This window comes from Novosphingobium sp. NBM11 (assembly GCF_015390225.1).
Lineage (GTDB): Bacteria > Pseudomonadota > Alphaproteobacteria > Sphingomonadales > Sphingomonadaceae > Novosphingobium.
Genome location: NZ_VUOG01000001.1, coordinates 1052531 through 1072913, shown reverse-complemented (window position 1 = coordinate 1072913; position 20383 = coordinate 1052531). Strand labels below are relative to the sequence as shown.

The window sequence follows — 20383 nt, the reverse complement described above, 5'->3', positions numbered from 1 at the left end:
ATGGCTGGCGGATTTATCTGGTACGAGCTTATGACCCCCGATGCCGATGCGGCCAGCGCGTTCTACCGCGCGGTGATCGGCTGGGCCGTGGAAGGTGGCGGAGAGGCGGCCGGGCCGGTCGATTACCGCCACATCCTCCGGGCTGATGGCGGCAGCGCCGGCGGGATGCTGGCCCTGTCGGCCGATATGGTCGCGCACGGGGCCAAGCCGGCGTGGCTGCCCTATCTCCACGTGACCGATCTCGATGCCGCGCTGGCCGCTGTGACGGCCGAAGGCGGCAAGGTGCTGATGCCGGTGTCGGAACTGCCGGTCGGCCGTATCGCGATGGTGGCGGACCCGCAGGGTGTTCCGGTGTACCTGATGACGCCCGTGCCCCCGCCGGGCCAGGAAAACGCGAAGAGCGACGTGTTCTCGCCAACGGCGGAACAGCGCGTGGGCTGGAACGAGCTGGCCAGCCCCGATCTGGAAGCGTCCAAGGCGTTTTATGCGCGCCATTTCGGCTTCGAGTTCAACGAGAAGATGCCGATGCGCGAGATGGGCGATTACTGCTTCATCGATCACGACGGCCAGCGCGTGGGCGCGATGCTGCCGCTGTTCGAGCCAGGGCGCGCCGCGCTGTGGCGGCTCTATTTCCGCGTTCCCTCCGTCACGGCCGCCAAGGCCGCGATCGAGAACGCCGGCGGCAAGGTGATGCACGGCCCGCATCAGGTTCCGGGCGACGACTGGATCGTGATTGCCACGGACCCGCAAGGGGCGGAGTTCGGCATCGTCGGCGTGCTGGGAGGCTGACCATGACCGGAGCAACGATCTGCCTGTGGTATGACAAGGAAGCGGAAGCCGCGGCGCGGTTCTATGCCGAAACCTTTCCCGACAGCCGCGTGACCGCCGTTCACCGCGCGCCGACGGACTATCCGGCGGGCAAGGCGGGCGATGTGCTGACCGTGGAGTTCACGGTGCTCGGCATCCCGTGCATGGGCCTGAACGGCGGGCCGAACGTGACGCACAGCTGGGCGTTCTCGTTCCAGGTGGCGACCGAGACGCAGGAAGAGACCGACCGCTACTGGAACGCCATCGTCGGCAACGGCGGGGCGGAAAGCGCCTGCGGCTGGTGCAGCGATCGCTGGGGCCTGTCGTGGCAGATCACGCCGCGCCAGTTGACGGAGGCGCTGGCCAATCCCGATGCGGGCGTGCGCGAGCGGGCGTTCCAGGCGATGATGACCATGGGCAAGATCGACATCGCGGCAATCGAAGCGGCGGTGCGAGGGTAGCATGGCGCTGGAACTCTACGGCCACGTGTTCTCCTCCTATACGTGGAAGGCGTTGATCGCGCTTTACGCCAACGGCACGCCGTTCACCTTCCGGGGCGTGGACGGGGAGCATCCCGAAAACGCCGCACGGGTTCAGGCGGCCAGCCCGGCGGGCAAGTTTCCTCTGCTGGTCGATGACGGAGTGGAAATCTTCGAATCCACCGCGATCATCGAATGGCTGGCGCTGCGCCATCCCGGCCCCGCGCCGCTGCTGCCGACCGATCCGGCGGAAGCGGTGAGAACGCGGATGCTCGACCGCGTGTTCGACAACTACGTGATGAACGTGATGCAGGAGAGCGTGGCCGAAGTGCTGCGCGACGGCGCCCTTTCGCCCGCGACCCGCGCGCGGGTGGAGGCCCTGCTGGACCGCAGCTATCGCTGGATCGATGCCTGGCTGGAAACCTATGCGGCCAGTGACCCAGCCAGCGATACGGTTTCGCTGATCGAGTGCGCGGCCGCGCCTTCGCTGTTCTATGCCGACTGGGTCTATCCGATCCCGGATGACTGTCCGCGCCTGAAGACATGGCGCGCGCACCTTTTGGCGCTGCCGGCGGTGGCGCGCTGCGTGGAGGATGCGCGGCCCTTTCGCGCCTATTTCCCGCTGGGCGCGCCGGATCGCGATTGAGGAGAAAGAGGATGCACGAACTGTCGATCACCCGCCATATCGCCGCACCGGTGGAGCGGGTGTGGGATGTGCTGGCCAACCGCCAGGAGGAATGGTGGTGTCCGAAGCCGTGGTACGCCAAGATCGTGGAGCAGGATCGCCGGCCGGGCGGGCGGTGCGCGATGGTGATGTACGGCCCCGACGGCGAGGAAATGCCGCAGGAAGGCGTGTTCCTGGCCTGGGATGAGGGGCGGCGCTTCGTTTCGACGGATGCGGTGACGGTGGATTTCCAGCCGGCCGGGCCGTTCATGATCGGCATCTGGGAAGTCGCGCCCGAGGGCGATGGCACGCGCTATACCGCTTCGGCGCGGCATTGGACCGAGGAAGCCATGCGCCAGCATGCGGAGATGGGCTTCGAGGCGGGCTGGAACGCTTGCACCGATCAGTTGCAGGCGTTGTGCGAAAGCGCGTGAGGCGTTGACGGCCGCCGGCGCGCTGCGCATCCTGTCCCGAGAGGGAGAGGATCATGACCGTCTTTGCTGAAGGCCGCTGTGCATGCGGCGATGTCCGTTACCGGCTTCTGGATGCGCCGATCGTCACGCATTGCTGCCATTGCCGCTGGTGCCAGCGCGAATCGGGCAGCGCCTTCGCGCTGAACACGGTGATCGAGACCGATCGCGTGGAAGTGGCGCAGGGCGCGCCCGAACACGTCATGACGCCATCGCAGAGCGGGCGTGGTCAGGAAATCGTGCGGTGTCCGGCGTGCAAGGTGGCGCTGTGGAGCCACTATGGCGGGGCGGGCGACAAGGCCGCCTTCGTGCGCGTCGGAACGCTGGACAATCCCGACCTGTGCCCGCCGGACGTGCACATCTTCACCGAAAGCAAGCAGCCGTGGGTGCTGTTGCCTGACAACGCGGAAGTGTTCGCGCAGTTTTATCGCGGGCCAGACGTGCCGCGCCTCTATGGCGAAGATGGCGCGGCCCGCTGGGGCGCGTTGCGCGGACGATAAGGCAAAGGCGGATCGTCCGCGTTCGAGTGCGGCGGCCCTATTTTCCGGCCGTGCGGATATATTCGTCGATGTTGAGCCCCAGCACGTCGAGCGGAACGTTGCCGCCGCCGACCACCGCATCGTCGAAATCGCGCAGGTCGAAGCGTGCGCCCAATGCCGCCTTTGCGCGGGCGCGCTGGCGCAGGATCTCGCTATGGCCGATCTTGTAGCCGCAGGCTTGCCCCGGCCAGCTGCAATAGCGATCCACCTCGCTCGTCACCTCGTCGATCCCCGATCCGTTGGTCTCCGCGAACCAGCGGATCGCCTGCTCGCGCGACCAGCGGCGGGAATGCAGCCCGGTATCGACCACCAGGCGGCAAGCGCGGAAGGCGATCGACTGGAGATAGCCGAGCTGGCCGACCGGATCGCCATCGTAGGCGCCCAGTTCGTCGCCCAGCGTTTCGGCATAGAGCGCCCAGCCTTCGGTGTAGGCGTTGAACGCCAGAATCGCGCGGATCACGGGCAGTTGCTGCGCGTATTCACCCTGCCAGACATGGCCGGGCAGGGCCTCGTGATGAACCAGCGTGGGCAGGCTGTACTTGCTGTGCAGGCGCGTGGTGTGAAGATTGATCCACATGCGACCGGGCACCGAGCCGTCGATCGATCCGGGGCCGCCATAGGCGCCTGGCGCGCCCGGTTCCTCGGCCAGCGGCAGCCGGCGGACTTCGACATTGCCGCGCGCCAGCTTGCGGAAGGCCAGCGGCAGCTTCCCGCGGATGAAGTCCAGCCGCTTCTGGATGAACGCGACGATCTGGGCGCGTCCTTCGTCGTTGTCGGGAAACTGGAAGCGCGGGTCGTTGCCCAGCGCGGTCATGCGTTCGCCAACAGTGCCCTTGGTGTACCCGAGCCCGCGCAGGATCGGGTCCATCCGCGCCTGCAGCGCCTTCAGTTCCTCCTGTCCGAGCTGGTGGATCTCGTCCGGCGTCATGCGCGTGGTGGTGCTGGCGCGCAGCGCCCAGGCGTACCACGCTTCGCCGTCGGGCCGGGTGCTCATGCCCGCGTCGGAGGTCGCGCTGGCGCGCTGGCGTCGCAGTTCGGCGATCTGGCGTTCGAGCGCCGGGACGACCTTGCCGGTGGCGATGGAGCGCGCCCGCCCGGCCCAGTCGCCCGCGATGCCTTTCGCCTTCGTGCGCCGGTCGATCGAATCGACCAGTCCGCCACCCTGGCGCGCGTCGGCCAGCGAGGCTTCGAGTTGCGCCAGCGCCTTGTCGAGCAGGAAATCGGGCGCGATCACTCTCTGCGCTGCCGTATCGCGCAGGCGGTCCGTTTCGGCGTCGAGCGTTCCGGGATAGGCGGCGAGGCGCGCGAGATAGGCTTCGGCATCCGCCGCATCGGCGATGGGATGATCCGAATCGAGAAACTTCGGCACGTCGAGATAGGCGCCGACGTTCTGGATCACGACATAGGGCGTGTTGCGGTAATTGCCGACGGTGATGTCGCCATAGGGCAGGGCGAACCCGTCGAGCGCGGTCTGGTAGGCGCTTTTGACCACGGCCAGGCTGGTGCGCGTGGAATGGTCGAGGCCGGAGGCATCGGTGGCGGCGATCCGGGCCAGATCGGCGCGCAGCAGGGCGGCGATGGCACGTTGCGCGGCCGCCGACTTGTCCCCCAGCTTCGCACGCAGCGCGGCGTGCGCGCCCGTGTCGATGCCAAGGCTTGTGGCGGTTTCGGGGAAGAAATCCAGCAGCCGCCACGCGATGCCGTCGAGCAGGGCGTTGGCGTCCGCCGCCGAGGCGGGGGCTGCGCGGGCCGGGATCGCGAAGGCGGCGGCGGTGGCGCCCAGGCCGCCCAAGGCGGCGCGGCGGGTGATTCCGTTCGTTTCGTGCGTAACCATGCCGCAACCCTGTCCGCGCGGCGGTGGGAAGTCAAACAGGGCTTGCCGGCTCCGGCTTTTTGGCTTTGTCCAGCACAACTTACGCTGCGCTGGCGAATGTTGCACTGGAACTGTCGCGTGGTGCCGCTAGGCTGTGGTTCGGAGCCCAATCGCAGGAGTCTTCCCCATGAGCATTTTCGATTCGATTCTCGGCCAGATCAGCAGCAACGTTGATGTGAAGAACCTTGCCGCGAAGGTTGGCATCGATCCCGCGACGGCCGAAACCGCCATCGCTGCATTGGCCGCCGGCCACCAGGCCAAGGGTGACACGATCGAGACCGCCGCCGCCAATTCGGGCGTCGACGCTGGCGTGCTTCAGCAGATCGTGGGCCATATCGGTGGCGAAGGTTCGCTCGGTCAGTTCGCCTCGATGATCGGCAGCCATCCGGAAGCGCTGGGCAAGGTTACCAGCTTTCTCGACAAGGATCAGGATGGCAGCGTGATCGATGATATCGCGGGGATGGCGCAGGGCTTCCTCAAGAGCTAACGCCTATCGATGCTCGACGCTGTCCTGTCCCTGCTGATGCTCGCCGCCATCGCGTTGGCGGGGGGCGCGTTCGTCCTGTTCCGGCGCGGGGAGCGCAAGCGCCCCGTGCTGATGCTGGTGCTGGCGGCGGTGATGCTGGTGAACCTCGGCATCTGGACGCTGCCCGATGCCGGGGGCAATACGCTGGCGCAGAATACGCAGCCGCAATAGGGCTTTGCCCAGCGGACCGGCGGGCCGTGCCTAAGCAGGCCCACCGGTTCCGGTCACTTGATCGGGCAGTCCGGCGAAAGCCGCATGTCCAGATAATTGTCGACCGACTTCATCAGATCGTCGAGTTCGTTCTCGAAGAAGTGATTGGCGCGCGGAATTTCGTCATGGTGGATCGTGATGTGCTTCTGCGTGCGCAGCTTGTCGACCAGCTTCTGCACCGCGTTGGGCGTCACCACCGTATCGGCGTTGCCCTGCACGATGATGCCCGAGGCAGGGCAGGGGGCGAGGAAGCTGAAGTCATACATGTTGGCCGGCGGCGCGACCGAGATGAAGCCCCGGATTTCCGGACGGCGCATCAGCAACTGCATGCCGATCAGCGCGCCGAAGCTGTAGCCGGCGATCCACGTGGTCGAGGCTTCGGGGTGGATGGACTGCACCCAGTCGAGCGCGGCGGCCGCGTCCGACAGTTCGCCGATGCCGTTGTCGAAGCTGCCCTGGCTGCGCCCGACGCCGCGGAAGTTGAAGCGCAGCGTCGCGAAACCGCGCGCCACGAAGGTCTTGTACAGGGCCTGCGTGATGCGATCGTTCATCGTGCCGCCGGCTTGCGGGTGCGGATGCAGGATCATGGCCACTGGCGCACGCGGCCGGGTGGCGGGCTGGAAGCGGCCTTCAAGGCGGCCTTCGGGACCGGGGAAGATGACTGCGGGCATCGTGTGACCTGGTTATCCTGCTTGCAAAGCCGCGCCGGCGGAAAATGCCGGGGCTGGGAATTGGAACGAAGGGCTATATAGAAACGCCGCCCCCGAAAGCAATGTTTCCGGCGCGATCATAACGGGACACGTGATTCCTTGCCTGCCGAACCGCTCTATCTCGATCATGCCGCCACCAGCCCGCTGCTGCCGCAGGCGCGCGCCGCGCTGGAGCAGGGCTTCGATGCCTGGGCCAACCCGTCCAGCCCGCACAAACCAGGCCGCACCGCCCGCGCCTTGCTGGAAGGCGCGCGGGCGCGGGTGAAAGCCGCGCTGGCGTGGGAGCGGGAGGCGGTGTTCACCAGCGGCGCGAGCGAAGCGCTGGCGCTGGCGATCGGTCGTGCCAAAGCGGAGCGGGTTGTGGCTTCTGGCGTGGAGCACGAGGCGGTGCTGCGTCCCGCCGGGGCGGATGCGGAGCGCCTGCCGGTCGATGCGGACGGGCGGGTGGATCTTGCCGTGCTGCAGGCGCTGCTGGCCGATGGTCCGCGCGCGCTGGTCTGCGTGCAACAGGTCAACAGCGAGACCGGCGTGATGCAGCCGCTGGCGGAGATCGCGGCGCTGGTGCGCGCCGCCGGCGGCATCCTGCTGGCGGACGCGGCGCAGGGCGCGGGCAAGATCGCCTTGCCCGATGCCGACCTGATCGCGCTTTCGGCACACAAGTTCGGCGGGCCGATCGGTATCGGCGCGCTGCTCATTCGCGATTTCGCGCTGCTGGAAGCGCCCGGCGGGCAGGAACGCGGCTATCGCGGCGGCACCGAGAACCTGCCCGGAGCGCTGGCCATGGCGGCGGCGCTGGAAGTCGGCGATGGCTGGATGGCCGCAGCGGGCCGGTTGCGCGGCCTGCTGGACGCCCAGTTGCAGGCGGCGGGGGCGGAGATCATCGCGTCCGCCGCGCCGCGCTGTCCCACGATCGGCGGCTACCGGATGCCCGGCATTTCATCGGCCGCGCAGTTGATCCGCTTCGACAGCGCGGGGATCGCGGTATCGGCCGGTAGCGCCTGTTCCTCGGGCAGCCTGCGGCCCAGCCATGTGCTGTCCGCGATGGGCCTCGATTCCAAGGCGGCCGGCGAGGTCCTGCGCGTGAGCATCGGGCGCGAGACGGACGAGGCCGCGATCGCGCGCTTCGTCGCGGCATGGCGCGACATCGCCGGGAGCATGCGGGCGTGATCTATCTCGACTATCAGGCGACCACGCCCCTCGCGCCCGAAGCGCGAGAGGCGATGATGCTCTGGCTGGCGGGGCCGGAAGCGATGGGCTTCGCCAATCCGCACAGCCCGCACCGCGCCGGGCGTGCCGCTGCGGCGGCCGTGGAGGTGGCGCGTGAGCAGGTGGCGGCCTTGCTGCCGGCGGGCGGGCGCGTGATCTTCACCTCGGGCGCGACCGAGGCGCTCAACCTTGCCATTTTCGGCAGCGGCGCGCGGCGACTGGCGGTTTCCGCGATCGAACACGCGGCGGTGCTGGATACCGCGCGCGCCGCCGATCCCGGCGTGGCGCTGCTGCCGGTCGATCCGCAGGGGCTGGTCGCTGCCGACGTGCCATTGCCGGCCGGGGCCGATCTGGTTGCGGTGATGCAGGTCAACAACGAGATCGGCACGATCCAGCCGGTCGCCGAACTGGCGCGGCGCGCCCATGCGCAAGGCGCGCTGTTCCTGTGCGATGCGGTGCAGGGCGCGGGCAAGATCGCGCCGCCGCAGGACGCGGACCTGATCGCCATCTCGGCGCACAAGCTTTACGGCCCCAAGGGCATCGGCGCGCTGTGGGTGCGCGACGGGATCGACCTGAAGCCGCTGATCCATGGCGGCGGGCAGGAAGGCGGGCTGCGATCCGGCACGCTTTCGCCTGCGCTCTGCGCCGGCTTCGGCGCGGCGGCGGCCCTGTGCGCAACGCTGCGGGAAAGTGATGCGGCGCATGTGGACAACTTGTGGAAAAGGGCGCGCGCGGCGCTGGCCGGCTGGACGCTGAACGGCAGCGCGACGGCGCGCTGGCACGGCAACCTGAACCTGCGGCTGGCCGGGCTGGACGTGGCGCGGCTGTTGTCGAAATGCCGGAACGTGGCGTTTTCGGCGGGTTCGGCCTGCGCCAGCGGTTCCGGCAGGCCAAGCCATGTCTTGCGCGCGATCGGACTTTCGGACAGGGATACCAAAACCGCGATCCGGCTAGGCTTCGGGCGCTATACGAGGGAAGAGGATCTGGATGAGGGTGTCGCGGCGATCATCGCCGCGGCTGGGTCGCAGGGAGTTGCATTGCCATGGTCCGAGTCACCTTCGTAACGCCCGAAAACGAGCGCGTCGTGGTCGACGGCGCGGAAGGACAGCGCCTGCTGGAACTGGGCCAGAACGCCGGAATGCCGCTGGAAGGCACGTGCGAGGGGCAGATGGCCTGTTCCACCTGCCACGTGATCGTGGCGCCGGACTGGTTCGACCGGTTGCCCGCCGCCGTGGACGACGAGGAAGACATGCTCGATCTGGCCGCCGGCGTCAGCCGCACCAGCCGGCTGTCGTGCCAGATCCTGCTGACCGCCGATCTCGATGGGCTGGAAGTGCGCATCCCGGCCGAGGCGCGGGACATGCAGCGCGTCTGAAACCGCCCGGAAAGCGGGGGATTTCGGCATCCACGGAGTTCCCCTGTCCGCTTCGCGTTGCTAGGACGTTCACATGGCGACCGATACCACCGATACTGGCGAGCCCGATCCGTTCGACGCGATCGTCGATGCGCCTTTCGATTCCGCCCTTTCCGAACGCTATCTCGTCTATGCCCTGTCGACGATCACGGCGCGGTCGCTGCCGGATCTGCGCGACGGGCTGAAACCGGTCCACCGTCGCCTGCTGTGGGCCATGCGGCAGTTGAAGCTCGATCCCACCGGCGCGTTCAAGAAATCGGCGCGCGTGGTGGGCGACGTGATCGGCAAGTATCACCCGCACGGCGATGCCTCGGTCTACGACGCCATGGTCCGTCTCGCCCAGGATTTCGCTCTGCGCTATCCGCTGGTCGAAGGGCAGGGCAATTTCGGCAATATCGATGGCGATAACGCCGCCGCCTATCGCTACACCGAAGCGCGATTGACGCGCACCGCGATCCGCCTGATGGCGGGGCTGGACGAAGGCACCGTCGATTTCGTGCCGACCTACAACGGGGAAGAGGAAGAGCCGGAAATCTTCCCCGGCCTGTTCCCCAACCTTCTTGCCAACGGCGCCAGCGGCATCGCCGTGGGCATGGCCACCAACATCCCTAGCCACAACGTGGCCGAGATTGTCGACGCCACTCTGCTGCTGATCGACAACCCGCATGTCGAACACGCGCAGTTGATGGAAGTGTTCCACGGGCCGGACTTCCCACCGGCGGTGTGGTGGTGGACAGCGCGGCCGCTATTTCCGCCGCCTATGAAACCGGGCGGGGACCGATCCGTGTGCGCGGGCGCTTTTCCACCGGGCGCGGGGAGAACGGCGCGTGGGAGGAAACCGGCGTGGAGAAGCTGGGCAGCGGGCAATGGCAGCTCGTGGTCAGCGAAATCCCCTACATGGTGCAGAAGGGCAAGCTGATCGAGCAGATCGCCCAGCTGATTGCCGACAAGAAGCTGCCCATTCTGGAAGATGTGCGCGACGAGAGCGACGAGCATATCCGGCTCGTGCTCGTGCCCAAGAGCCGCAATGTCGATCCGGAGCTGCTCAAGGAGTCGCTCTACCGGCTGACCGATCTCGAAACGCGCTTCGGTCTGAACCTCAACGTACTGGATTCGCGGCGAACGCCGGGCGTGCTGGGACTCAAGCTGATCCTCCAGGAATGGGTCATCAGCCAGATCGACATCCTGCTTCGCCGCACCACGCACCGGCTGGAAAAGATCGCGGCGCGGCTGGAGCTGCTCGAAGGCTACATCATTGCCTACCTCAACCTCGACCGGATCATCGAGATCATCCGGACCGAGGACGAGCCCAAGCCGGTGATGATGGCGGAATTCGGCCTGACCGACCGGCAGGCCGAGGCGATCCTCAACATGCGGCTGCGCAGCTTGCGCAAGCTGGAGGAAATGGAACTGCGCAAGGAGCGCGACGAACTGCTGGCCGAGCAGGACGATCTCCAGAAGCTGCTCGACAGCCCGGCGCGTCAGCGCACGCGGCTGAAGCGCGATCTGGCCGCGCTGCGCAAGGAATATGGCGAGGACACCCCGCTGGGCCGCCGCCGTACCACCATCGCCGAGGCCGCGCCGACGCGCGAATTCAGCATGGACGCGATGATCGAGAAGGAGCCGGTGACGGTGATCCTTTCGCAGCGCGGCTGGATCCGGGCGGCGAAGGGGCATCTCCCGCTCGATGGCGATTTCAAGTTCAAGGAAGGCGATGGCCCCGCCTTCGCGCTCCACGCGCAGACCACCGACAAGCTGCTGTTCGCGGTGGACAATGGCCGGTTCTATACGCTGGGCGCGGACAAGCTGCCCGGGGCGCGCGGCTTTGGCGAGCCGATCCGGACGATGGTCGATATCGATCCCGACGCGCACATCGTTGCCGTCCTCCCCTATCGCGCCAAGGGGCAGCTCCTGCTGGCGGCGAACAGCGGGCGCGGCTTCGCGGCGGAGATGGACGAATTGCTGGCCGAAACGCGCAAGGGGCGCGGCGTGGTCACCACCAAGCCCGGCGTGAAGCTGACCGTGGTGCGCGAAATCGCGCCCGAACACGATCACGTCGCCGTGGTGGGCGACAACCGCAAGCTGGTGGTGTTCGCGCTGAGCGAAGTGCCGATCCTGGCCAAGGGGCAGGGCGTGGCGCTCCAGCGCTATCGCGATGGTGGCCTCTCCGATGCGATCACGCTGCGGCTGGAGGACGGCCTCTCGTGGTCCATGGGCGGCGAAAGCGGGCGGACGCGGACCGAGCGCGACCTGATGCTGTGGAAGGTGGCGCGCGGCGCGGCGGGCCGGATGCCGCCGACGGGCTTCCCGCGCGACAACAAGTTCTGAAGCGGGCGGCTGATACAGCGCATTTCGGATTCGCGGCGGCTCCGCCAATGTGTTAACCGGCCGGTTAAATCATCGGCCGGATGATACATCGGAAGGAGAGGACGTTGGACAAGCCCCGCTATTCGCTCGAAGGCCGTATCGCGCTGGTCACCGGCGCGTCGTCCGGGCTGGGCGCGCATCTGGCGCGGCTCTATGCCGCCGCCGGCGCGGCGGTGGTGCTGGGCGCGCGGAGAGTGGAGCGCACGCAGGCGCTGGCCGATGCCATCAAAGAGGCGGGCGGCCGCGCGTTGTCGGTGGCGATGGACGTAACCGACGAAGACTCCACCGTGGCCGCGTTCGATGCGGCCGAGGCTGCCTTCGGCGCGCCCGACGTGGTGCTGGCAAATGCCGGCCTGGCCGAAGCGGGTCGTTCGATCGATCTTGAACTTGATCGCGTAAACCGCGTGATTGAAACGAATTTCACCGGAGTTTACCTGACCGCGCGCGAAGGCGCCCGGCGCATGATCGCGGCGGGATCGAAGCAGAGCGAGCGCGGGCGGATCATCCTGACCGGATCGATCACGGCGGACATGACGGGGCAGGGCGATTCCGCCTATGCCGCAACCAAGGCGGCGGTTGCCCATCTCGGCCGCCAGTTCGCGCGCGAATGGGCGCGTCTGGGCATCAACGTCAACGTGATTCAGCCGGGCTATATCCGCACCGAGATCGATGGCGACTGGTTCGACAGCGAAGGCGGCAAGGCCCAGATCGCCAGCTGGCCGCGCCGCCGGCTGGCCGATGCCACGGTGCTGGACGACATGGCGCTGTTCTTCGCCTCGGACGCTTCCCGTCAGGTAACCGGCGCGCATATCTCGCTGGATGACGGGCAGTCGCTTTAGGGCGGCGTTGGGGCAGGCCTACCGCGGTCTGTTCCGCTTTAGCGGAGCCGGGCTCCTGCCAGAACGCGAACCGGATCGCCGTTTTCGCGGAACGACAGAAACAGGAGGTAGGGCAACAGAAAACCGGCCCCGCCAAAAAATGCCACGAGCGCCAGAAACAGCCCCCCCGCCGAAAATCCGTTTCGCCACGCGGTCCAGAGAGCGGAGAGCACGAGAAAGCACAGGAAATCGAGGTTGAACTGGCCGGGCCAGGAAACCGTTGCGATGTCGCCGAAGAAAATAGGCAACAAGCCCATGCCATGGCGCGCAATCACGAATACCGTGTAGCCCGCGAGTGTGACCCAGAGGCCCAGCAGGATAGTGCGGAACGCCTTCATGCCGCCAGCTTGCCATTGGGTGCGGCAGTCCGCAATCCCGCCGTGGCGGTAAGCGCCGATCCGGCGCTACTTCCCCGCCGGCAGCCCGGCGAGCAAATCAGGTGTCAGCACTTGCGGCAACGGACGGGGTTCTCCGCCGCCGGCCGGATACCACAGGTATAGCGGTACGCCAGCCGCGCCCTGCGCGGTGAGGAAGCGGCTGATCGCGGGGTCGCGACGGGTCCAGTCGCCCACCAGCACCACAACGCCGGCCTTGTGGAAGGCATCGCGCGTGGTTTCGCGTTCGATCGCCACGCTCTCGTTGACCTTGCACGAGAGGCACCAGTCGGCGGTGAAATAGGCGAACACGGGCTTGCCCGCCTTGCGCGCCTGCGCGAGCGCGGCTTCGCTGAACGGCTGGGCGTCCAGCAGTCCGGCTTCCGCGGTGCCGCCCGTGGCGCTAACCGTGCGGGGCAACAGGACCACCGCTGCCGCGGTCAGAGCGATCGCGGCCAGGGTGCCGGCGAGCGGGCGGCGTCCGTCCCGTTGCTCGCGCCGCACGAGATAGAGCGCGCCGACCAGCGCCACGGCGAGGGCGATAGCGAGCAGGCCGAAGGTGCCGCCGCCCAGCCGCCAGGCCAGCCAGAACAGCGCGAGCAGGGTAAGGCCCATCGGCACTGCCATGGCGCGGCGGAACGTCTCCATCCAGCCGCCGGGCTTGGGCAGCAGGCGGCGCAGCGCGGGAACGAAGCCGATGGCTAGGAACGGCAGGCCAAGGCCGAGGCCCAGCGCGGCGAAGATCGCAAGCGCCGCCCACCACGGCAGGACCAAGGCCGCGCCGACCGCCGCCGCCATGAACGGGCCGGTGCAGGGCGTGGCGACGAAAGCGGCGAGCAAACCGGTGCCGAACGCGCCTTTGGCGCCGGAGGAACCGGCACCGGGCGCACTTTCGAGCGAGAGGCCCGGCATCTCGTAAAGCCCGGCGAAATTGGCGGTGATCGCGGTGGCGAGCAGGACCAGCAGCGCGACGACCCACGGTTCCTGCAACTGGAACGCCCAGCCCACTTCCTCGCCGGCCGCGCGCAGGCCGAGCATGACCCCGCCCAGCAGGATGCAGGCCAGCACTACGCCAGCGGTATAGGCCATGCCTTCGACATGGGCCTGATGGTTGTTCCCGCGCGCCAGGGCCAGCGCCTTGAGGCTGAGGATCGGGAAGACGCAAGGCATCACGTTGAGCACGAGGCCGCCCGCCAGCGCGCCGAGAATCGCGGTGAGCAGCGTTGCCAGCGAGAAGCCGGCGGCCGCCGTCCCGCCGACCGGCGTGCCGCCTTCGGGCACCGGGCCGGCGCGCGCGACCAGCGCGATGCCGCCAGCGTCCCCGCCCAGCGCCAGCACGCCCGAAAGCGTGGTCGGTTGTTCGGCCGACGGACCCTTGGCGCGGCCGAGCTCTGCGATCAGCGTATCGCCGTGCCGGTAGAATTTCTGCGGCGCGGCGTAGTCGGCCACCCCTTCTGAGGCGACGAAGAAATGCGGCTGGCCGATCCGCGCGCTCGCCGGGAACGGGATGGCGATGCGCAGCGCCTTGCCGGTGAAGGCGAACGTGCCGGCGCGGTCGAGCGGGGCGGGCAGCGCGGCACGCCAGCCGGCGAAGCGGGTGTCGGCCGTGCCTGCGGTCCCCACGGTCACCGTGCCTTGCAGGTCGGCCTCTTCGGGCACGCAGATCTGGTCGGTACAGGCGAGCCAGCGCGCCCTGGCGGCGATGGGCAGCGTGGTGCCGGGCTTTGCGTCCCGGGGCAGCGTCAGCGGCACGAGCACGGCATAGTCATGCTCGTAGACGTGGTTCATCAGGCCGGAAAGCAACAGCGTCTGCGGCACGGGGAATTCGGGCGCCTCGGCCTTCGCGCCGGCGGGCAGCGTCCAGTCGAGCGAGAGGCCGAAGCCGGCATCGCCCGGATTGGACCAGTATCCGTGCCAGCCTTTTTCGGGCTGCATCAGCAGCGCGAGCGTGACCGTCTCCCCCGGAGCGGCTGGCTTTTCCGCCAGTAGCGAAGCCTGGATGTGGTTGGCCAGCGCCGCAGAGGGCGTGCCCAGCAGGGCAAGACATACCGCCGTCACAAAAGCGGTTATGGTACGCAGGGTTAGCAACGAAGCCACGGGACGCATGGACCGACCGGACAAGAGGGAACGAGCATGTCTCAGCCCCCTTGCGCCGCAGCCGGCGTGGGGCCTAGACGGGGTCTAGGGTCAGTGCCTGTCCAAGTCCAGTGCGCGCCCTTCTGGAGTTCCTGAGTGCCCATGATCCGCTGCAACAAGATCGCCCTGCTGCTCGCTGCCGCCGCGCTGCCGTTCTCGCCCGCCGCCATGGCCCGGCCGGCCAAGGCGCCCAGGCCTGCTTCGGCCCCGGCCCCGGCTCCGGTCGAAGCGCCGGCGCCGGCCCCGAAAGGCCCGCCGCGCCTGCTGGTGGCGATCGCGGTGGACCAGTTCTCGGCCGACCTGTTCGCGCAGAACCGGCAGACCTTCACCGGCGGGCTGGCGCGGCTCGAACGCGGCATGGTGTTCCCCGCCGGATACCAGTCGCACGCGGCGACCGAGACGTGCCCCGGCCATTCCACGATCCTGACCGGCAATCGCCCGGCGCACACCGGGATCATCGCCAACAACTGGATCGACCTGTCCGCCGCGCGCGACAACAAGGTGATCTATTGCGCCGAGGACGAGACCAGGACGGCGGCGAATCCCAAGGACTACGTCGCCTCGGTGAGGCACCTGATGGTGCCGACGCTGGGCGAGCGGATGAAGCAGGCCAACCCCGCCAGCCGCAACGTCGCGGTTTCGGGCAAGGACCGCGCCGCGCTGATGATGGGCGGCCATGTGATCGATCAGGTCTATTGGTGGAAGGGCAACGCCTTCACCACGCTGGAAGGCCGTTCGCTCGGCCCGACGGCGGTGGCGGAGAACGCGGCGGTGGCCAAGGTGCTGGCCGCCGGCGCGCCGGCGTTCGATCTGCCGGCATGGTGCGTGGCGAAGGACCGCGCGATCACCGCCGGGACCGCCACGGTCGGCACCGGCCGCTTCCCGCTGGCGAAGGATGATGCCACCGGCTTTCGCGTCTCGCCGCGCCTCGATCGCGCAACGCTCGATCTGGCGACGAAGCTGGTCGACGAACAGAAGCTGGGGCAGGGCAGCGCGCCCGACATGCTGGCGGTGAGCCTTTCCGCCACCGACTACATTGGCCACGGCACGGGCACGCAGGGCGCGGAAATGTGCATCCAGGTCCACCAGCTCGATCTGGCGCTGGGCGATTTCTTCGCCGGGCTGGACAAGCGCGGGATCGACTATGCCGTGGTGCTGACCGCCGATCATGGTGGGTTCGATATGCCCGAGCGGCAGGATGAACAGGCCATGCCGCAGGTGACGCGCGTCGATGCCGCGCTCCAGCCCGATGCCATCGGCAAGGCGGTCGCGGAAAAGCTGGGGCTCGATCCCAAGGGGCTGATCCGTTCCGACGGGCCGGCGGGCGACATCTGGTTGCGCCGGGATCTGACGGCGGAGCAGAAGGCCCGCGTTACCGAGGAAGCCAGGGCGATGTTCGCCGCGCATCCGCAGGTGGCCGCCGTGTTCACCGCCGCCGAAATCGCGGCGACGCCGATGCCATCCGGCTCGCCCGAGACGTGGTCGCTGATCCAGCGTGCCCGCGCTTCTTACTATGCGCCGCGGTCGGGCGATCTGCTGGTCCTGCTGAAGCGCGGCGTGGTGCCGATCGCCAAGCCGGGGCCGGGATATGTGGCGACGCACGGATCGCCGTGGGACTATGACCGGCGCGTGCCGATCCTGTTCTGGCGCAAAGGCATGACGCCGTTCGAGCAGCCGGGGCCGGTCGAGACGGTCGATATCGCGCCGACTCTCGCCGGTTTGATCGCGCTCAAGGCGCCCGAGGGGGCATTTGATGGAAGGTGCCTCGATCTCGATGCTGGACCGGGTGACACATGCGGAGCGAATCGTTGAGCGCAAGCGAATCTGAAATGGCCCCAATGACGGCCCCGGAGATGCCACCGGTGACGGCTGATGTCGTGATCCTGGGCGGAGGCCTCGTCGGCATGACGCTGGCGATCGGGCTGGCGCAGGCCGGCATCGCCAGCGTGGTGGTGGACAGCTCCGACCCGGCGGCGCAGACCGCCGACGGATTCGACGGCCGCGCTTCCGCCATCTCCACGGCAAGTTGGAACCTCTATACCAACCTCGGCATGGGTGAGGAACTCGCGGCCAAGGGCTGCCCCATCGACGCCATTGCGGTGACCGACGCAATGAAGCCGGGCCGGATCGATTTCCGCCCCGGCGCTGCCGATGGCTCGCTGGGCCGGATGTACGCCAACCGCGATCTGCGCATCGCGATGTATGCCGCCGCCGCGCGCGAGAAGGCGATCACGTTCCTGCCCAACGCCCATGTCGCCACCCGAGAACGCGACGAACATGGCGTGGCGGTGACGCTGACCGACGGGCGCGTGCTGAAGGGGCAGTTGCTGGTCGCCGCCGAGGGCCGCCGTTCGCCCACGCGCGACGAGGCGGGGTTCACGCCCGCGCGCTGGGACTATGGCCACCGCGCGATCATCACCGGGCTCTATCACGAAAAGCCGCATGAGAACGTGGCCTGGGAAGTGTTCTATCCGGCAGGGCCGTTCGCGCTGCTGCCGCTGCTGGACGAAGCGGACGGCACGCACCGTTCCGCGCTGGTCTGGACCGTGGCGGAAAAGGATGCGGCGGGCGTGCTGGCTCTGCCCGAAAGCGCGTTCCTGTCCGAAGTGGAAAAGCGGATGCACGGCATCTTCGGGAAGATCCGCCTCGCTTCGCCGCGATCGTCGTACCCGTTGAACTTCCACCACACCGCGCGGATCGTGGACACGCGGCTGGCGCTGGTGGGCGATGCGGCGCACGGGATGCACCCGATCGCGGGGCAGGGCCTCAACGTTGGCCTGCGCGACGTGGCGGCGCTGGTGGAAGTGCTGTCCGATGGTATGCGGCTGGGGCTGGACGCGGGCGACGCGCAGCTTCTGGCGCGCTACGAGCGCTGGCGCGCGGCGGATACCTTCATGGTGGCGGCGGCGACCGATGTGCTGACCCGCCTGTTCGGCATTCCGGGGCGCATTCCCAGCGCGATCCGCCGCTTCGGCATGGCGGGCGTGCAGCGCGCCGCGCCGCTCAAGCGCTGGTTCATGGACGAAGCGCGCGGGATGAGCGGGGCCTTGCCGGCACTGCTGCGCGGCTGAGGTCTAACCGGCGGTTCCGGTAGAGGCGGTCGCCGCCGGTTGCGGCGCGGACGGCGGCAGGATCGGCCGTGACGGAACGATCGTGGCGGGCGGTGGCGGAGTGGGCGTGACCAGCGCGGCGGTTTCCAGCTGGTCGAGCGCGTGCTGGGTCATCACATAGTCGCGCGCGTGCGCCAGCCATTCGGTTGCCGCATCGTGGCCCGGCATCCGCTCCACTTCGATGATCGCCATGTCCACGCGGTTGCCGGCCAGGAAGCTGCGCACGCGGTCCACCCGCCGTTCGGGAGAGGGCGAGGGCATGTCGTCATGCCGGATCACGAACAGGTTGCCCATCTCGCGCTTGAACCACTGCCAGCCGCCTTCATCGGGCGAACCGCCGGTCAACTGGGGGCGCAGGCGTTCGAAGTTTTCGGACAGCGATCCCAGCGTCACGGGCTTGCCCGCCGCCGAGATCACACGGTCCACCGCATTGGGCTGGCTATCGCCGAAGCGGATGCGCAACTGGGTTTCCAGATAGCCCAGCTGCTGGCCGCGTTCGATGGCGCGGCGGGCAGCGAAGGCCGCCAGCAGCGCTTCCGCATGCGTCGCCTGCCCCGATGCGGCAGAGGCTTGCTGGTTGAGTTCGGCAAGCCGCTGTTCCAGCGCGGCGAGCTTGGCGGTCGCCCCGGCCACGGCGGCATCGTTTGCGGCCCTTTCACCGGCGCTGACGAGCGGCAGCGGTGTTGACGGCGTGGCAGGCGCTGCGGGGGAAGGGCCGAAATTCACGCCGTTGGCGCCGAGCGTCAGCAGCCCGTTTTTCCAGGCCAGCCAGCCGACGGCCACGGAAACAGCGACGAGTAACAGCAGCCCGACCAGAACGGTTGTCCAGCCACGCCGTCCGCGGCGCGGAATGCTTCCCGGCTGCATGGTTGTCGTATCCTGCATTTTACTTTTTCGTTTGTCCGTTGCCCCGATGTCACACGGTCTGGCACATTTGCAAGGCCAGCGCCAGCAGCGCGTGATCGGTTCTTTCCGGCGCTATTCCGGTCTTGAGCCAACCTTTCCCCGCCATTTCGCCGATTCGTGGTGCAAGGCAGGCAATCGCGATGGCGCGATGGTTTATATTCGATTCGGTTGTTTCTTTCGCGAAATGCCCCGCCGCTTCGCCGGAATGCAGCGCAACGATCGCGCCTTCCCGCAGGATCGCCTGCAAGGCCGGGGGCAAGGGGAGCGCGCGGACGGCATAGACCACCCGCGTTTCCAGCAAGACTCCGGCCGGCTGCAGCAGCGGCACGCGCTCCTCTCCGGCAAGGCGCAGATACCGGCCGGCGGCAAGGCGCTCCACCACGGGTTGCAGCCCCCCGGAGCCGGTTTGGGCGACTTCGAAGCCGGCGGCGCGCGCCGCGTCCGCCGTGGCGGCGCCCACGGCATGGACGGGCAGGATGCGCAATGGTTCCAGCGTTGGCCCGCCGTGCCGGAAGACGTTGGCGCTCCCGGCGAGCAATCCCGTGAAACCATCGGGTGATGGCGCATCCCATGACAGCGGCGCGACCTCGAACAGGGGGAAGCCGCGCGCGTCGATGCCCATGGCGCGTGCGCGGTCCACGGTTTCGCGGTTACCCGGTTCGGGACGGATCACGATGAGCGGCAAGCCGGCCATGCCTTGAGCGTCCCGTTCAGTGCAGCGCCGTGCCATGGAAGTGGGCGCGGATGCCTTCGGGCGCTTCGGCTAGCAGGCGGTTGGCAAGGCGGGCGGGGGCGGTTTCGTCGTCGGCGGAGAAGCGCTCCGTCGCCTCCACGCGTAGCGCGCCGTCTGGACTGAACAGCACCGCGCGCAGCGTCAGCCCATCGCCATCGGCCTGCGTATGAAGTGCGATGGGGCTGTGGCAGTTGCCGCCCAGCGCCAGCAGCAGCGCGCGTTCGGCGCGGACGGCGGCATGGGTCGGCGCGTGATCTATCGCGGCCAGCCAGCCGCGCAGATCGGCTCGCGCGGTCAGGCATTCGATGCCGATCGCGCCTTGCGCCGGAGCTGGAAGCCAGTGATCGGTGGGCAGCGGATGGCCCACGCCCGTCTGGTTCAGCCGCGCGAGCCCGGCGGCGGCCAGCAGCGTCACGTCCGCTTCGCCGGCCTGCAACTTGGCAAGCCGTGTGGCGACGTTGCCGCGGAACGGCACGATCGAAAGGTCGGGCCGGGCGTGGAGCATCTGCGCTGCCCGGCGCGGCGCGCTGGTGCCCACCCGCGCGCCGGGGGGGATCGCCGCGACGCTTTCCGCGCCCACCAGCACGTCGCGCACGTCGGCGCGGGGCAGCACGGCGGCGATCGCCAGTTCCGCCGGGCGGATCGTTTCCACGTCCTTCATCGAATGGACGGCGAAATCGATCTCGCCCGAAGCCAGCCAGCCATCGAGTTCCTTGGTCCATAATGCCTTGCCGCCAATCTCGGCCAGCGGCCGGTCCTGGATGCGATCCCCGCTGGCGATGACGGGCACGATTTCCACCGTTTCCGTGGGCCATCCATGCGCCGCGCACAGCCGGTCGCGCGCCTCGTGCGCCTGCGCCATGGCGAGCGGAGACTGGCGCGTGCCCAGCCGGAGTGCGGTTGCCGGAGCCTGCGCGGGGCTGTCTTGGAGGAAAGTCTGGATCATGCGCCGCTTGCCGTACCTGCGTTTATCTCTAAGGG

20 protein-coding genes and 1 pseudogene are annotated in these 20383 nt (G+C 68.3%); 14 read left to right on the top strand and 7 right to left on the bottom strand.

Translation table 11 applies throughout. The features are described 5' to 3' along the window. From F1640_RS05090 to F1640_RS05070, 5 genes are read left to right on the top strand one after another with little or no spacing between them, the layout of a single operon-like run. The gene (locus F1640_RS05090) at nt 1-789 is read left to right on the top strand and encodes a VOC family protein (protein ID WP_255530261.1); all 789 of its coding nucleotides are present in this window, start codon (nt 1-3) and stop codon (nt 787-789) included. Between the two features lie 2 nt (nt 790-791). Then, a complete protein-coding gene (locus F1640_RS05085; protein ID WP_136956940.1) occupies nt 792-1268 on the top strand; it encodes a VOC family protein in 477 nt (158 codons plus the stop codon). A gap of 1 nt (nt 1269) precedes the next feature. Continuing rightward, nucleotides 1270-1932: a glutathione S-transferase family protein gene (locus F1640_RS05080; protein WP_194918068.1), complete on the top strand. Its 663-nt coding sequence runs from the start codon at nt 1270-1272 to the stop codon at nt 1930-1932. A gap of 11 nt (nt 1933-1943) precedes the next feature. Next, nucleotides 1944-2384 carry an SRPBCC family protein gene (locus F1640_RS05075; protein ID WP_124808434.1) on the top strand — a complete coding sequence of 147 codons (441 nt, stop codon included), beginning with the start codon at nt 1944-1946 and terminating at the stop codon, nt 2382-2384. Between the two features lie 53 nt (nt 2385-2437). After that, entirely contained in the window at nt 2438-2920 is a 483-nt protein-coding gene (locus F1640_RS05070) for a GFA family protein (RefSeq protein WP_194918067.1), read from the top strand. A gap of 37 nt (nt 2921-2957) precedes the next feature. Here the strand turns inward: F1640_RS05070 and F1640_RS05065 are convergent, their stop codons facing one another. Next, nucleotides 2958-4793: a DUF885 family protein gene (locus F1640_RS05065; RefSeq protein ID WP_124808436.1), complete on the bottom strand. Its 1836-nt coding sequence runs from the start codon at nt 4791-4793 to the stop codon at nt 2958-2960. 166 nt (nt 4794-4959) lie between these two features. Between F1640_RS05065 and F1640_RS05060 the strand changes: the two genes are divergently transcribed. Together F1640_RS05060 and F1640_RS05055 are read left to right on the top strand one after the other, a co-directional pair. Then, nucleotides 4960-5319: a hypothetical protein gene (locus F1640_RS05060; RefSeq protein WP_124808437.1), complete on the top strand. Its 360-nt coding sequence runs from the start codon at nt 4960-4962 to the stop codon at nt 5317-5319. A gap of 9 nt (nt 5320-5328) precedes the next feature. After that, a complete protein-coding gene (locus F1640_RS05055; protein WP_124808438.1) occupies nt 5329-5529 on the top strand; it encodes a hypothetical protein in 201 nt (66 codons plus the stop codon). A 53-nt stretch (nt 5530-5582) separates the two neighbouring features. Here the strand turns inward: F1640_RS05055 and F1640_RS05050 are convergent, their stop codons facing one another. Continuing rightward, nucleotides 5583-6239: an alpha/beta hydrolase gene (locus tag F1640_RS05050; protein WP_124808439.1), complete on the bottom strand. Its 657-nt coding sequence runs from the start codon at nt 6237-6239 to the stop codon at nt 5583-5585. Between the two features lie 138 nt (nt 6240-6377). On the opposite strand from F1640_RS05050, the gene F1640_RS05045 reads away from it, so the two are divergent. The 5 genes and pseudogenes from F1640_RS05045 (at nt 6378) to F1640_RS05025 (ending at nt 12104) form a co-directional block, all read left to right on the top strand. After that, nucleotides 6378-7445 (top strand): cysteine desulfurase family protein, encoded by a 1068-nt coding sequence (locus F1640_RS05045; RefSeq protein WP_194918065.1) that lies wholly within the window; start codon nt 6378-6380, stop codon nt 7443-7445. Next, a complete protein-coding gene (locus F1640_RS05040) occupies nt 7442-8548 on the top strand; it encodes a cysteine desulfurase family protein (RefSeq protein WP_194918063.1) in 1107 nt (368 codons plus the stop codon). Before F1640_RS05045 ends, F1640_RS05040 begins: the two co-directional genes overlap by 4 nt. Further along, nucleotides 8527-8859, top strand: coding sequence for a 2Fe-2S iron-sulfur cluster-binding protein (locus tag F1640_RS05035; protein ID WP_124808442.1), 333 nt, complete (start codon nt 8527-8529; stop codon nt 8857-8859). The genes F1640_RS05040 and F1640_RS05035 overlap by 22 nt, the downstream gene beginning before the upstream one ends. Before the next feature lie 73 nt (nt 8860-8932). Further along, nucleotides 8933-11226: pseudogene (gene parC / locus F1640_RS05030) on the top strand (DNA topoisomerase IV subunit A). Nucleotides 11227-11330: 104 nt separating this feature from the next. Beyond that, entirely contained in the window at nt 11331-12104 is a 774-nt protein-coding gene (locus tag F1640_RS05025) for an SDR family NAD(P)-dependent oxidoreductase (RefSeq protein ID WP_255530257.1), read from the top strand. A 38-nt stretch (nt 12105-12142) separates the two neighbouring features. On the opposite strand, the gene F1640_RS05020 is transcribed toward F1640_RS05025, so the two are convergent. Beyond that, the gene (locus tag F1640_RS05020; protein ID WP_124808445.1) at nt 12143-12481 is read right to left on the bottom strand and encodes a hypothetical protein; all 339 of its coding nucleotides are present in this window, start codon (nt 12479-12481) and stop codon (nt 12143-12145) included. Nucleotides 12482-12547: 66 nt separating this feature from the next. After that, nucleotides 12548-14575: a protein-disulfide reductase DsbD domain-containing protein gene (locus F1640_RS05015; protein ID WP_309229199.1), complete on the bottom strand. Its 2028-nt coding sequence runs from the start codon at nt 14573-14575 to the stop codon at nt 12548-12550. A gap of 180 nt (nt 14576-14755) precedes the next feature. Between F1640_RS05015 and F1640_RS05010 the strand changes: the two genes are divergently transcribed. Next, on the top strand, nt 14756-16465 hold the full coding sequence (locus tag F1640_RS05010; RefSeq protein WP_194921158.1) for an alkaline phosphatase family protein: 1710 nt from the start codon (nt 14756-14758) through the stop codon (nt 16463-16465). A 41-nt stretch (nt 16466-16506) separates the two neighbouring features. Beyond that, nucleotides 16507-17724: a UbiH/UbiF/VisC/COQ6 family ubiquinone biosynthesis hydroxylase gene (locus tag F1640_RS05005; RefSeq protein ID WP_125956880.1), complete on the top strand. Its 1218-nt coding sequence runs from the start codon at nt 16507-16509 to the stop codon at nt 17722-17724. A gap of 3 nt (nt 17725-17727) precedes the next feature. Here F1640_RS05005 and F1640_RS05000 read toward each other — a convergent pair whose 3' ends face one another. From F1640_RS05000 to hemC, 3 genes are read right to left on the bottom strand one after another with little or no spacing between them, the layout of a single operon-like run. Further along, a complete protein-coding gene (locus tag F1640_RS05000) occupies nt 17728-18648 on the bottom strand; it encodes a hypothetical protein (protein ID WP_194918057.1) in 921 nt (306 codons plus the stop codon). A 31-nt stretch (nt 18649-18679) separates the two neighbouring features. Beyond that, entirely contained in the window at nt 18680-19363 is a 684-nt protein-coding gene (locus F1640_RS04995) for a uroporphyrinogen-III synthase (RefSeq protein ID WP_124808448.1), read from the bottom strand. A gap of 16 nt (nt 19364-19379) precedes the next feature. Continuing rightward, complete coding sequence (gene hemC, locus F1640_RS04990) at nt 19380-20348, bottom strand: hydroxymethylbilane synthase (RefSeq protein WP_194918056.1); 969 nt, start codon at nt 20346-20348, stop codon at nt 19380-19382. Nucleotides 20349-20383 lie beyond the last annotated feature (35 nt).